The sequence below is a fragment of the Thermus sp. H19.2 genome (genome assembly GCF_054979525.1).
Genome location: NZ_CM143429.1, coordinates 627,413 through 640,722, shown reverse-complemented (window position 1 = coordinate 640,722; position 13,310 = coordinate 627,413). Strand labels below are relative to the sequence as shown.

At 68.4% G+C, this 13,310-nt stretch carries 12 protein-coding genes; 7 read left to right on the top strand and 5 right to left on the bottom strand.

All coding sequences use genetic code 11. The annotated features are described in order from the left end of the window. Positions 1-7: 7 nt before the first annotated feature. Genes rodA through ACY5J6_RS03560 form a run of 4 tightly spaced genes read right to left on the bottom strand, consistent with a single transcriptional unit; the run spans position 8 to position 2,424 of the window. Positions 8-1,087, bottom strand: coding sequence for a rod shape-determining protein RodA (rodA, locus tag ACY5J6_RS03575; RefSeq protein WP_462845987.1), 1,080 nt, complete (start codon positions 1,085-1,087; stop codon positions 8-10). Between the two features lie 10 nt (positions 1,088-1,097). Beyond that, the gene (gene minE / locus ACY5J6_RS03570; protein WP_462845986.1) at positions 1,098-1,319 is read right to left on the bottom strand and encodes a cell division topological specificity factor MinE; all 222 of its coding nucleotides are present in this window, start codon (positions 1,317-1,319) and stop codon (positions 1,098-1,100) included. Then, positions 1,319-2,122 (bottom strand): septum site-determining protein MinD, encoded by an 804-nt coding sequence (gene minD / locus ACY5J6_RS03565; protein ID WP_462845985.1) that lies wholly within the window; start codon positions 2,120-2,122, stop codon positions 1,319-1,321. Before minD ends, minE begins: the two co-directional genes overlap by 1 nt. Next, a complete protein-coding gene (locus tag ACY5J6_RS03560) occupies positions 2,119-2,424 on the bottom strand; it encodes a winged helix-turn-helix transcriptional regulator (protein ID WP_462845984.1) in 306 nt (101 codons plus the stop codon). Before ACY5J6_RS03560 ends, minD begins: the two co-directional genes overlap by 4 nt. A gap of 82 nt (positions 2,425-2,506) precedes the next feature. Here ACY5J6_RS03560 and ACY5J6_RS03555 point away from each other — a divergent pair, with 82 nt between their 5' ends. Genes ACY5J6_RS03555 through ACY5J6_RS03545 form a run of 3 tightly spaced genes read left to right on the top strand, consistent with a single transcriptional unit; the run spans position 2,507 to position 4,594 of the window. Then, positions 2,507-2,644 (top strand): hypothetical protein, encoded by a 138-nt coding sequence (locus ACY5J6_RS03555; protein WP_462845983.1) that lies wholly within the window; start codon positions 2,507-2,509, stop codon positions 2,642-2,644. A gap of 9 nt (positions 2,645-2,653) precedes the next feature. After that, entirely contained in the window at positions 2,654-4,198 is a 1,545-nt protein-coding gene (locus ACY5J6_RS03550; protein ID WP_462845981.1) for an acyl-CoA mutase large subunit family protein, read from the top strand. Positions 4,199-4,207: 9 nt separating this feature from the next. Further along, positions 4,208-4,594 carry a nuclear transport factor 2 family protein gene (locus tag ACY5J6_RS03545; RefSeq protein ID WP_462845980.1) on the top strand — a complete coding sequence of 129 codons (387 nt, stop codon included), beginning with the start codon at positions 4,208-4,210 and terminating at the stop codon, positions 4,592-4,594. Between the two features lie 28 nt (positions 4,595-4,622). On the opposite strand, the gene acs is transcribed toward ACY5J6_RS03545, so the two are convergent. Next, positions 4,623-6,569: an acetate--CoA ligase gene (gene acs, locus ACY5J6_RS03540; protein ID WP_462845979.1), complete on the bottom strand. Its 1,947-nt coding sequence runs from the start codon at positions 6,567-6,569 to the stop codon at positions 4,623-4,625. A gap of 127 nt (positions 6,570-6,696) precedes the next feature. On the opposite strand from acs, the gene ACY5J6_RS03535 reads away from it, so the two are divergent. The 4 genes from ACY5J6_RS03535 to ACY5J6_RS03520 all read left to right on the top strand — a co-directional run bounded on the left by ACY5J6_RS03535 (position 6,697) and on the right by ACY5J6_RS03520 (position 13,297). After that, a complete protein-coding gene (locus ACY5J6_RS03535) occupies positions 6,697-9,228 on the top strand; it encodes an AMP-binding protein (protein WP_462845978.1) in 2,532 nt (843 codons plus the stop codon). Continuing rightward, positions 9,206-11,089, top strand: coding sequence for an acetate--CoA ligase (locus tag ACY5J6_RS03530; protein WP_462845977.1), 1,884 nt, complete (start codon positions 9,206-9,208; stop codon positions 11,087-11,089). Before ACY5J6_RS03535 ends, ACY5J6_RS03530 begins: the two co-directional genes overlap by 23 nt. 207 nt (positions 11,090-11,296) lie before the next feature. Continuing rightward, positions 11,297-11,545 carry a DUF4212 domain-containing protein gene (locus ACY5J6_RS03525; RefSeq protein ID WP_428719574.1) on the top strand — a complete coding sequence of 83 codons (249 nt, stop codon included), beginning with the start codon at positions 11,297-11,299 and terminating at the stop codon, positions 11,543-11,545. Between the two features lie 9 nt (positions 11,546-11,554). Beyond that, the gene (locus ACY5J6_RS03520) at positions 11,555-13,297 is read left to right on the top strand and encodes a sodium:solute symporter family protein (protein ID WP_462845976.1); all 1,743 of its coding nucleotides are present in this window, start codon (positions 11,555-11,557) and stop codon (positions 13,295-13,297) included. The last annotated feature ends 13 nt before the right edge of the window (positions 13,298-13,310 follow it).

Sequence of the window (13,310 nt, the reverse complement as noted above, 5' to 3'; positions counted from 1 at the left end):
TGGGCCTCTAGGGAACGGCCCGGTCCCGGTGGACCAGAAGCACCAGGCCCAGGGAGAAGAGGGTGGCCACCAGGCTGGATCCCCCATAGGAAAAGAGGGGCAGGGTCAGGCCGGTCACGGGCATCACCCCCAGGGCCACCCCCTGGTTCACCACCACCTGGAAGCCCAGCATCCCCCCCACCCCGGCGAGGAAGAGGCGGTCGGCCAGGCGGGGACACTCCAGGGCCAGGGCGAAGAGGCGCAGGAGAAGGAGGGCGTAAAGGCCGAGGAGGGCCACCACCCCCACGAAACCCCACTCCTCCGCCCAGACGGCGAAGACGAAATCCGTGTGGCGGAAGGGCACGAAGCCCAGCTGGGTCTGGGTGCCCTGGCCGTACCCTTTGCCCAAGAGTCCCCCCGAGCCGATGGCGATGGTGGACTGGATCACCTGAAACCCCTGGCCCAAGGGGTCCCGGTAGGGGTCCAAGACGATGAGCACCCGCTCCCGCTGGTAGGGCTTGAGGCTCGGCCAGACCACGGTGGGCACCAGTAGGGCCAGGGCCAAGGCGCCCACCAAGAGGTGCCTTCCGGGCAGGCCGCGGACCCAAAGGACCGCGAAGGCCCCAAAGAGGACCACCAGGGAGCCTCCCAGGTCGGGCTGGAGCAGGAGAAGGGCCACCACGGGCAGGGTGAGGAGGCCGGGAAGGAAGTAGTCCCAAACCCGGCGGACGGGGCGGTTCTCCAGAAGGCGGGCCAGGGCCAGGACCAGCCCCAGTTTGGCCACCTCCAGGGGCTGGAACTGCAGGGGCCCCACCACGAACCAGGCCCTGGCCCCGTTGATCTCCCGGCCCACCAGGAGGACCAGGACCAAAAGGGCCAGGGAAAGGGCGTAGAGGGGGTAGGCCAGGGCGAAGACCGTGCGGCGGGAAAGGAACTGGACCCCCACCCCTAGGGCCAGCCCCAGGAGAAAGGCCGCCACCTGTCGGGGAAGGAGACCGGGGTCGGGGGCGGCGCTTCGCAGGTTATAGAGGCCCAAGAGGGTGAGGACCAGGGCCAGGAGGGCCAGGCCCCAGTCGTAGGCCAGGAGGTTGGGCCGCCTTAGGGTCACCTGGGGCGCCTCACTTGAGGGGGATGTCGGCCATCAAGACCATCTTCTCCCCCCGTTCCTCCAAGGCCACGGAAAGGCCCTCCTCCTGGGCGGGGAAGTAGCGGCGCAGGACCTCCAGGAGGTCCTTCTTGAGGTTTTCCACTAGACCCGGGGAAAGCCTAGCCCGGTCGTAGGCCAGAACGAGCTTCAAGCGCTCCTTGGCCTTTTCCTTGCTCTTCTTGCGCCACCACATCAGCGACCTCCGAAGAGCCTCTTCAACACCCCCAGGAGGCCCTGGGCGTCCTCGAGGGCGCGGAAGGGCACCTCCTCCCCCAGGAGGCGCCGGGCGGTGTCCATGAAGGCCTGGGCGGCGGGGCCGTTGCCTCTAAGGACCAAGGGCTCCCCTTGGTTGGTGGAGATGAGGACCTGCTCGTCCTCGGGGATGATGCCGATGGGCTTCAGGCCCAAAATCTCCACCACGTCCTCCACGGAGAGCATGTCCCCCCGGGCCACCATCCTGGGCCGCAGGCGGTTGATGACCAGGTAGTTCTCCCGGATCTCCCGGGCCTCCAGAAGGCCGATGATGCGGTCGGCGTCCCGGACGCTAGACACCTCGGGGTTCACCACCACCAAGGCCCCTTCCGCCGGGGTGGCCGCCGTCTGGAAGCCCTTCTCGATCCCGGCCGGGGAGTCTATGAGCACCCGGTCAAACCCCTCCTCGGCGAGGAGGTGCCGGACGAGGTTGCGGAAGCGCTCGGGGTCCAGGGCCTCCTTGTCCTTGGTCTGGGAGGCGGGAAGGAGGTAGAGGTTTTCCACCCGCTTGTCCCGGATGAGGGCCTGCCGGGGCTTGGCCCTTCCCTCCAAGACGTCGATGAGGTCAAAGACCACCCGCCCCTCGAGGCCCATCACCACGTCCAGGTTGCGGAGGCCCACGTCCACGTCTATCACCGCCACCTTCTCCCCCAGCTTGGCCAGGGCCGCCCCCAGGTTGGCGGTGGTGGTGGTCTTGCCCACCCCCCCTTTGCCCGAAGTCACCACGATGGCGCGCGCTTTCACCGCTTTACCTCCTGTGCGTCCAATATCGCCTCCAAATCCCGAAAAAAATCCAAGACCCGCTTCCCCTTCGCCGTCAAGGTGTATTCTACCCGAGGCGGCACCTCCGGGAAAGCCCGCCGCTCCACGAAGCCCAGGGCGTGGAACTCCCGAAGCCTCTCCGCCAGGGTGCGGGGGGAGAGGAGCAAAACGGCCTGGAGGTCGGAAAAGCGGGAAGGCCCCCGGCCCAGGGCGAAGAGGACCTCCGGGGCCCCCCTGCGGGCCATGACCTTGAGCACCTTCCGGGCGTTTTTGGAGAGGGCCATGGGCCAATGCTATCAAAAGGGCTAGAAAGAGGGGAAGCGGGAAGGATTGCCCCGGGGAGCGGGGCGGTCTATTCTGTAGGGCGTGAAGGGGGAGCCCAAGCCCGACTGGAAGGACTTCCTGGCCCTGGTCCTGGCGGCCTACAGCCTCCTCCTCCCTCCCCTCTTCCTCCTCCTGGGGGTCCTCTTCGCCTTTATCCTGCTCCTCCGGTTTTTCCTGTAAAACTAAGGCATGGAAGGCCTCTTTGAGTCCCTGCCGGAGGGCTACCAGGAGAAGCTGGGCCGCCCGGGGGAGTACCCCTTCACCCGGGGCATCTACCCCCGGATGTACCTGGAAAGGCCTTGGACCATGCGCCAGTACGCGGGCTTCTCCACCGCCGAGGAGTCCAACGCCCGCTACCGCTACCTCCTCTCCCAGGGCCAGACGGGCCTCAGCGTGGCCTTTGACCTCCCCACCCAGCTCGGCCTGGACCCCGACCACCCCATGGGCGTGGGGGAGGTGGGGCGGGTGGGGGTGTCCATCGCCACCCTGGAGGACATGCAGAAGCTCTTTGACGGCATCCCCCTGGACCGGGTCTCCACCAGCATGACCATCAACGCCCCGGCCATGATGCTCCTGGCCCTCTACCTCCTGGTGGCCGAGGCGCAGGGGGTCTCCTGGGACAAGGTCTCGGGCACGGTGCAAAACGACATCCTCAAGGAGTACTTCGCCCGGGGGACCTACATCTACCCCCCGGGGCCCTCCATGCGCCTCGTGACCGACATCTTTGAGTTCTGCGCCGCGCACGTCCCCCGGTGGAACACCATCAGCATCTCCGGCTACCACATCCGCGAGGCCGGGTCCACCGCCGCCCAGGAGATCGCCTTCACCCTGGCGGACGCCAAGGCCTACGTGCGGGCCGCCCTGGAGCGGGGCCTCGAGGTGGACCGCTTCGCCCCAAGGCTTTCCTTCTTCTTCGCCGCCCACGGGGACATCTTTGAGGAGGCCGCCAAGTTCCGGGCGGCAAGGCGCCTTTGGGCCCGGATCATGCGGGAGGAGTTCGGGGCCAAGGACCCGAGAAGCTGGATGCTCCGCTTCCACACCCAGACCGGGGGCTCCACCCTCACGGCGCAGGAGCCCCTGAACAACGTGGTGCGCACCGCCTACCAGGCCCTGGCGGCGGTGCTCGGGGGCACGCAGAGCCTCCACACCAACGCCTACGACGAGGCCCTGGGCCTGCCCACGGAGAAGAGCGCCCTCCTGGCCCTCCGCACCCAGCAGATCCTGGCCTACGAGAGCGGGGTCACCCGGGCCATAGACCCCTTGGGGGGGAGCTTCTACGTGGAGCACCTCACGGACAAGCTGGAACAGGAGGCGGAAAGAATCCTGCGGGAGATCGACGCCCTGGGAGGGGCGGTGGCGGCCGTGGAAGCGGGCTACTTCCAGAGGGCCCTCGAGGAGTCCGCCTGGCAGTTCCAAAAGGAGGTGGAGGAGGGCAAGAGGGTGATCGTGGGGGTGAACCGCTTCTTTGACCCCCATAGCCCCCTCAACGAGCCCGTCCCCGTGCAGCGGATTGACCCCGAGCTCCACGAGAGGCGCAAGCGGGAGCTCGCCGAGTTCAAGGCCAGGCGGGACGGGGAAAGCGTACGGGTGGGCCTGGAACGGCTAAGGGAGGCGGCCAGGGGCCAGGAGAACCTCTTCCCCCACGTGCTGGAGGCCTTCCGGCGCCGGGCCACCCTGGGGGAGGTCTGCGGGGTTCTTAGGGAGGAGTGGGGCGAGTACCAGCCCCCCCGCTAGGAGAAGCCCATGGAAGGCGAAGCCGAGCTCTGGGGCTTTTTGGAGAGGCACCTGAGGAGCATCTACGAGGGCGACTGGGCCACGTACGAGGCCACCACCCACGAGGAGCTTTCCCTCTACGAGTGGTTCGTGACCCCCCACCGCTTGGACGGCCTCCCCTTCCACCGCTTCATGGTGGAGAAGAACTGGGCCACGGGGGGAAGGCCTTACCGCCTGGACCTCCTGGAAAAGCGCCTTCAGCGCTACGGGGACGTGGCCATCTTCAGCTACACCCTCCTCCTCACCGTGGAGGAGGAGGGGGGCCTCAGGCACCGGGCGGTGAACGAGAGCCGGGTAGCGGTGCGCTTCCCCGAGGGGTGGAAGGTGGTGCACGTGCACAAGAGCCCGGCGGGGTAAGGCCACCCCGCCGGGGCCTTCGTGGGGCCTAAGAGCCCTGCTTCAGCCGCTCCACCACGGAGCGGTCCTCGAGGGTGGAGGTATCCCCCTTGATCTCCTGCTCCCCGGCGGCGATCTGCCGGAGGAGGCGGCGCATGATCTTGCCCGAGCGGGTCTTGGGCAAGGCGTCGGTGAAGCGCACCTCGTCGGGACGGGCGATGGGACCGATGACCTTGGCCACGTGGGCCTTGAGCTCGCCCCTTAGGGCCTCGGAGGGAGCGTACCCCTCCTTCAGGGTCACGAAGGCCACGATGGCCTCCCCCTTCACGGGATCGGGCCTGCCCACCACCGCCGCCTCGGCCACGGCGGGGTGGGCCACCAGGGCGGACTCGATCTCCATGGTGCCCAGGCGGTGCCCGGCCACGTTCAGCACGTCGTCCACCCGGCCCTGGATGAGGTAGTAGCCGTCCTTGTCCCGACGGGCCCCGTCCCCGGTGAAGTAGACCCCGGGGTGCTGGCTGAAGTACTGCTTCAGGAAGCGCTCGGGGTCGCCCCAAACGGTGCGGAGCATGCTGGGCCAGGGGCGAGTGATGCAGAGGTGGCCGCCCTCGTCGGGGTTCTCCACCGGGCGGTGCTCGCTGTCCAGAATCTCCGGCTTTACCCCGAAGAAGGGCTTCCCGGCGTGTCCCGGCTTCATGGCGTGGGCCCCGGGCAGGGTGGTGATCATGATGCCCCCGGTCTCCGTCTGCCACCAGGTGTCCACGATGGGGCAGCGGCCCTTGCCGATGACGTTGTAGTACCAGAGCCAGGCCTCGGGATTGATGGGCTCGCCCACGGTGCCGAGGAGCCTCAGGGTGTCCAGGCGGTGCTTGAGGGGCCACCCCTCCCCCCACTTCATGAAGCTGCGGATGGCGGTGGGGGCGGTGTAGAAGATGGTGACCCCGTACTTGTCCACGATCCGCCAGAAGCGGTCGGGCTCGGGCCAGTTGGGGGCCCCCTCGTACATCAGGGTGGTGGCCCCGTTCAAGAGGGGCCCGTAGACCACGTAGGAGTGCCCCGTGATCCAGCCCACGTCGGCGGTGCACCAGTAGACGTCTTCGTCCTTGAGGTCAAAGACCAGCTTGGTGGTGTAGTAGACGTAGGTCATGTAGCCGCCCGTGGTGTGCAACACCCCCTTGGGCTTCCCCGTGGAGCCGGAGGTGTAGAGGATGAAGAGGGGCTCCTCCGCCTCCATGGGCTCCGCCTCGCACCGATCGAAGGCGGCCTCCATGAGCTCGTGCCACCAGTGGTCCCGCCCGGGGGTCCAGGGGACCTCCTCCCCGGTGCGGCGCACCACCACCACGTGCTCCACGCTCTGGGCGTCCTTTAGGGCCTCGTCGGCGTTCTGCTTGAGGGGCACGATGCCACCGCGGCGGAAGCCCCCGTCGGCGGTGATGAGCACCTTGGCCTCGGCGTCCTTGATGCGCTCGGCCAGGGCGTTAGCGGAAAAGCCCCCAAAGACCACGGAGTGCACCGCCCCGATGCGGGCGCAGGCCAGCATGGCGATGGCCGCCTCGGGGATCATGGGGAGGTAGATGGTGACCCGGTCGCCCTTCTTCACCCCCAGGCGCTTGAGGACGTTGGCGAACTTCTGCACCTCGCGCCAGAGGTCGTAATAGGTGAGAACCCGCTCCTCCCCCGGCTCCCCCTCCCAAATGAGGGCCGCCTTGTTGCGGCGCCAGGTCCTCACGTGCCGGTCCAGGGCGTTGTAGGCGAGGTTGGTCTTCCCCCCCACGAACCACTTGGGGTGGGGCAGGTCCCCCTCCAGGACCTTCTGCCAGGGCTCAAACCAGTGGAGCTCCGAGGCCACCCGTCCCCAGAAGCCCTCGGGGTCCTGAAGGCTCTCCCGGTACAGCCTCTCGTACTCCTCCTCGCTCCCGATGTGGGCCTGCTTGCGGAAGGCCTCGCTGGGGTAGAACACCCGCTCTTCCTTAAGAACGCCTTCGATCCGGTCCATACCCCCTCCTTTGCTCTTGAGGATAGAGGGGCCCTCCCCAGGGGTCAAGAAACCGGGGGTTTTTCACCATGTGCCAAACCCCCCGTTTCTTGACAGGGGAGGCGGCCCCTGCGGAAGATGGACGCAAATGGCCAGGAAGCGGAGCCTTTCCACGGTCCAGGCCGCCTTGCGCATCCTCGCCTACTTGGCCGAGCACCCCGAGGGGGTGGAGGTCAAGGAGGTGGCCCGCCTCCTGGGGAAAAGCCTCTCCAGCGCCTACGCCCTCCTCAACAGCCTAGCCGAGGAGGGCTTCGCCGTGAAGACGGAACGGGGCTACCGCCTGGGCAAGGCCAAGCCCGTCCTGGCCCAAACTTCTCCTCTGGAGGAGGCTTTGGAGGAGCTCTACCTACGCACCCGGGAGCGGTGCTACCTGGCCCTTCCCACCCCGGAAGGGGTGCGGCTCAAAACCCGGGGGCGGCAGGGCCAGCCCCACCCCCTGGGGGAGGTCCTGCCGGAAGAAGCCCACGCCCTGGCCCTGGGCAAGGTCTTCCTGGCCTACGGGGCCCTGCCCCTCCCCCCCTTGCGCCCCCGTACCCCCTACACCCTCACCGAGCCCCTGGCCCTGGAGGAGGAGCTCAAGCGGGTGCGGGAGTCGGGCCTAGCGGTGGAGATGGAGGAGTATGCCCCTGGGCTTTCCGCCCTGGCCGCCCCTCTCTTCGGCCCCAAGGGGGAGCTCCTCGGGGCCTTGGGGGTGGTGGTGCCCGCGCGGCGCTTTCCCTTCGCCTTCAGCCGCCTGGCCCGGGCCCTCTCGGAGGTGGCCCAGGTCTCCCCCCATCTGCCGCCCCCGGAGCCTCCCCCCCTGCCGCCCCCGGTGGAGGTCCACGCTCCAGAGGAGACGGTGGAGGCCCCTCGGGCCTTGGTGGCCCAAGCCAACCTAAAGGACTTCCAGGAGGCCTACCGGCACAGCCTCGAGGACCCCGAGGGCTTCTTTGGAGAATGGGCCCGCACCTTCGCCTGGGAAAGGCCCTGGGAGCGGGCCTACGACCCCGAAGGGCGCGCCTGGTTCGTGGGCGGCCTCACCAACGCTGCCCTGAACGCCCTGGACCGCCACCTGCCGGAAAGGGCCCAGCAGGTGGCCCTCCTCACCCTGGACGGGGAGGGGAGCCTCGCCAAGTGGACCTACCGGGAGCTTTGGGACCTCTCCGCCCGCCTGGCCGGGGTCCTGAAAGCCCTGGGGGTGGGCGAGGGGGACCGGGTGGCCCTGTACCTGCCCACCGGCCTCGAGGCCGCCCTAAGCCTTCTCGCCCTGGCCCGCCTGGGAGCGGTGCACGTGGCCCTGCCCGTGGGCCTGGGCCCCGAGGCCCTAAGGGCGCGCCTTCTCGCCTGCCAGGCCCGGCTTTTGATCGCCGCCGATGGCTACTACCGCCGGGGGCAGCTCGTCCCCTTGCGCCCCGTGGTGGAGGCGGCCCTTTCCGGGCTGGACCTGCCCGTCCTCTGGCACCCCCGGGGCACCACGGAGTTCCTGGAACGGGCCACGGAGGGCAGGCCCGAGGAGGCCCGGCCCGTCCCCGCAAACCACCCCCTTTTCCTCCTCTACACCTCCGGCTCCACCGGCACCCCCAAGGGGGTCCTCCACGGCCACGGGGGGTACATGGTGGGGGTGGCCTGGGCCCTGCGCCACCTCTTTGACCTGAAGCCCGGGGAGGTCTTCCACACCACCGCCGACCTCTTCTGGGTGGTGGGGCACTCCTTCGGCCTCTACGCGCCCCTCTTCCTTGGCGGGACCAGCCTCCTCCTGGAGGACCGCCCCGACCACCCGAGCCCCGCCGCTTTCTACGAGCGCCTAAAGCGCCTGGGGGTGGACCTCCTCCTCACCTCCCCCACCTTCCTCCGCACCCTCCGCCGCCACGGGGAGGCCAGGCCCACGGGGCTCCGCCTGGTGGGGAGCGTGGGGGAGGCCTTGGCCCCCGAGGTGTGGCGCTGGACCCGGGAACACCTGGCCTGGCCCCTGGACAACTGGTGGCAGACGGAGCTGGGGGCCCCGGCCCTGGCCACCCCTCTCCCCCTTCCCGCCAAGCCGGGGTACGTGGGGGTGCCCCTGCCCGGGGTGGAGGCCCGGGTGGTGGACGGGGAGGGCCGGATCCTGCCCCCAGGGGAGAAGGGGCACCTGGTCCTCCTGCGCACGGGGCCCGCCCAGATGGTGGGCCTCCTGGGCGGGGAGAGCCCTTGGCAAGGGGGGCTCTACTGGACGGGGGACCTGGCCGCCATGGACGAAGAGGGGTATTTCCGCATCCTGGGCCGCAGCGACGAGGTCATCAAGGTGGGGGAGGCCAGGCTGGGCACCGCCGAGGTGGAGGCCGCCCTCCTCACCCACCCCCAGGTGGCCGAGGCGGCGGCCGTGGGGGTGCCGGGGGAGGAGGGGGAGGAGATCGTGGTCTTCGTGGTGCCCAAAAGGGAGGTGCCCGAGGAACTCAAACCCCTCTTGGCGGAAAAGCTCAAGGCCCACCTCCTCCGCCACCTTGGACCCTTGCCGCCGCCTAGGGTCCTCTTCACCGAAAGCCTCCCCCGCACCCGCAGCGGCAAGATCCTGAGGCGGCTTTTGAAAGCGGAGCTTCTGGGCATGGACCCGGGGGACACCTCGGGACTGGAGGAAGGGTATGGCGGTGGAAAAGCTCCTTAAAGGCGAGGAAAGGCTTTGGGCCCCCGAGGCCCTGCGGCAAGGGGCCAACCTCAAGGACTTCTGGGCGGAGTACCGGCGAAGCCTCGAGGACCCCGAGGGCTTCTGGGGAGCGTGGGCGCGGCGCTTCTACTGGGAAAAGCCCTTTGAGAAGGTCCTGGAGTGGGACCTCCCCGAGCACCGCTGGTTCCTGGGCGGCACCACCAACGCCGTCTACAACGCCCTGGAGCGGAACGTGGAAAGGGGCCTCAGGAACAAGGTGGCCCTCCTCTACCTCGCCGAGGACGGGCGGGAGGAAAAGCTCACCTACGGGGAGCTTCTGGACCGGGTGCGCCGCCTGGCCACGGGGCTTAGGCGGCTTGGGGTGCAGAAGGGGGACCGGGTGGTGGTCTACATGCCCCTCACCCTGGAAGGGGTCCTCGCCATGCTGGCCACCGCCTACCTCGGCGCCATCCACAGCGTGGTCTACGCCGGGCTTGGGGTGGGGGCTCTCCGCGAGCGCATCCTGGACGCCGGGGCCAAGGTGCTCATCGCCGGGGACGTGAGCTTTCGCCGGGGCAAGGGGGTGGACCTGCGGAGCATCGCCGAGGAGGCCATCCGGGACCTACCCCTGAAGGTGGTCTGGTTCCAGCGGGCTTATAAGGCGGAGCTCCCCGAAGGGCATTACGACTTTCACGAGCTCCTTTGGGGTAGCCCCCCCGAGGCCCGGGCGGAGATGGTGGAGGCCGAGCACCCCCTCTTCATCCTCTACACCTCCGGCTCCACGGGGAAGCCCAAGGGCGTGGTCCACGTCCACGGGGGGTACATGGTGGGCACCACCTACCACCTGCGCACCTTCTTTGACGTGAAGGACGAGGACGTCTTCTGGGCTACCAGCGACATCGGCTGGATCGTGGGCCACTCCTACATCGTCTACGCCCCGCTTCTGGAAGGGGTGACCTCCGTCCTCCGGGAAGGGGCCCCCGACCACCCCGACCCCGGGGCCTTCTGGCAGGCGGTGGAGCGGTACCGGGTGAACGTGATGTTCACCGCCCCCACGGCGGTGCGGATGTTCATGCGCTTCGGCCCCGAGTGGCCCAGGAAGCACGACCTCTCCTCCCTGCGCCTTTTGGCCGTGGCCGGGGAGCCCTTAAACCCCGAGGCCCTCAAATGGGCCTACCAGCACCTGGTGGACGGGGGCAGGCGGGGCTTCGTGGCCGACAACTGGTGGCAGACGGAGCTCGGCGGCCCCACCCTGGGCACCCCCCTCGCCCTCCCCGCCAAGCCCGGCTTCGCCGGGGTGGCCCTTCCCGGGGTGGAGGCGGAGGTGGTGGACGAGGAGGGAAGGCCCGTGCCCCCTGGGCAGGGCGGCCTCCTCGTCCTCAAGCGGCCTTTCCCCCACATGATGCGCACCGTCTGGGGGAACCACGAGCGCTACCTCCAGTACTGGCGGGAGGTGCCGGGAGGGGTCTACGCCGCCGGGGACGTGGCGAGCAGGGACGAGGAGGGCTACTTCAGCGTCTTGGGGCGGGCGGACGACGTCTTGAACGTGGCCGGGCACCGCATCGGGACCGCCGACGTGGAAAGCGCCCTGGTCTCCCATCCCGCCGTGGCCGAGGCCGCGGTCATCGGCGTCCCCGACCCCCTGAAGGGGGAGGCCATCAAGGCCTTCGTGGTCCTGAGGCTTGGGCAAAGGCCCTCGGAGGAACTGAAGGAGGCCCTCATCCAGCACGTGCGCCGGGAGCTCGGGCCCATCGCCACGCCCCAGGAGGTGGTCTTCCTGGACAAGCTCCCCAAGACCCGCTCGGGGAAGATCCTGAGGCGCCTTCTCAAGGCCAAGGAGCTGGGCAAGGACCCCGGGGACCTCTCCACCTTGGAGGAGTAGACCGCCTCCCAGCGCCCCCCACCCTGGCCAGGGTGGGGGTCTGGTTTGGCGGCCCGGGGCCTTTAGGGAAAACCCCTCCTTTTGCGCATGCCCGCAAAGCCAAGGTTTCTTGACAGGTTCCTCATCCCTCCCTAAGATGACCGCCAACCGCGAGGGAAGGCGTCCTTGGGGAGCGCTACGGGCGTTTCCCACGCGGGGGAGGGAGCTATGGAGAAGCTGGAGGCATACTGGAAGGCCAACACGTCCCTCATTCGCAACCTTCTCATCGTATGGGCCTTGGTTTCCTACGTCTTTGGCATCCTCCTGGTGGAGCCCCTGAACGGCATCCGCCTGGGGGGGCTTCCCTTGGGCTTCTGGTTCGCCCAACAGGGGAGCATCTACGTTTTCGTGGTCCTCATCTTCTACTACGCTTGGAAGATGGACCAGTTGGACCGGCAGTACGACGTGCACGAATAGGAGGCGACCATGAGCGTTGAAGCTTGGACCTATCTCCTTGTGGGCCTCACCTTCGCCCTTTACATCTACATCGGGTACGCCTCGAGGGTGCGGGAGACCGCCGGGTTCTACGTGGCGGGCCGAGGGGTGCCCGCCATCGCCAACGGGGCCGCCACCGCCGCCGACTGGATGTCCGCCGCCAGCTTCATCTCCATGGCGGGCCTCATCTCCTCCATGGGGTACGACGGGGCGGTCTACCTCATGGGCTGGACGGGGGGGTACGTGCTCTTGGCCCTCCTCCTCGCCCCCTACCTCAGGAAGTACGGCAAGTACACCGTGCCCGACTTCATCGGGGACCGCTACTACTCCAACACCGCCCGGGCGGTGGCCGCCATCGCCACCATCTTCATCTCCCTCACCTACGTGGCGGGGCAGATGCGGGGCGTGGGCATCGTCTTCAGCCGCTTCCTGCAGGTGGACATCGCCACCGGGGTCATCATCGGGGTGGCGGTGGTGGCCTTCTTCGCCGTGCTGGGGGGCATGAAGGGCATCACCTGGACCCAGGTGGCCCAGTACACGGTGCTCATCATCGCCTACCTGATCCCGGCCATCGCCATCGCCAACGTCCTCACGGGCAACCCCATCCCCCAGCTGGCCTTCACCTTTAGCGACCTGGTCCAGCGCCTGAACCAGATCCAGGTGGACCTGGGCTTCACCGAGTACACCAAGCCCTTCCAGGGCAAGCCCATGATCGACATCCTGGCCATCACCCTGGCCTTGATGGTGGGCACCGCCGGCCTCCCCCACGTGATCATCCGCTTCTACACCGTGCCCGACGTGCGCTCAGCCCGCTACTCGGCGGGGTGGGCCCTCCTCTTCATCGCCCTTCTCTACACCACCGCCCCGGCCCTGGCGGCCTTCGCCCGCTACAACCTGATCTCCACCCTGAACGGGAAGACCCTGGAGGAGGTGCGCCAGATCGACTGGGTGGCCAAGTGGGAGAAGACCAAGCTCCTGGCCTTCGTGGACAAGGACGGGGACGGGAAGGTGACCTTCGCCCCGGGGCGGGCCTTCGCCCTGAAGGGGGGCCGGCCCGACTTCAACACCCCCGACGAGAAGAGCAAGAACGAGATCCACATTGACAACGACATCATCGTCCTCTCCACGCCGGAGGTGGCCCGCCTGGCCCCTTGGGTGATCGCCCTGGTGGCGGCGGGCGGTCTGGCGGCGGCCCTCTCCACGGCGGCCGGCCTGCTCCTGGCCATGTCCAGCGCCATCTCCCACGACATCTACTACCGCATCTTCCGGCCCAACGCCACCGAGGCCCAGCGCCTCCTGGCGGGCCGCATCGTCATCCTTCTGGCGGTGATCCTGGCGGGCTACTTCGGCATCAACCCGCCGGGCTTCGTGGCCCAGGTGGTGGCCTTCGCCTTTGGCCTGGCGGCCTCCAGCCTCTTTCCCGCCATCCTGCTAGGCATCTTCGACAAGCGCATGAACCGCGAGGGGGCCATCGCCGGCATCCTGGTGGGGCTCATCTTCACCGCCACCATGATCGGGATGATGCGCGCCCCCCAGATCTTCGGGGCTCCTGCCCCGGTGATCCCCAACCTCTTCGGCATCAGCGCCGAGGGCGTGGGGGTCATCGGCATGCTCCTCAACTTCCTGGTGGCCTACCTGGTCTCCCGGGCCACGCCTCCGCCTCCGGAGCACATCCAGCGCCTGGTGGAGGATATCCGTATCCCCAAGGGGGCAGGTAGGGCGGCGGAGCACTAATACCACCCCATGC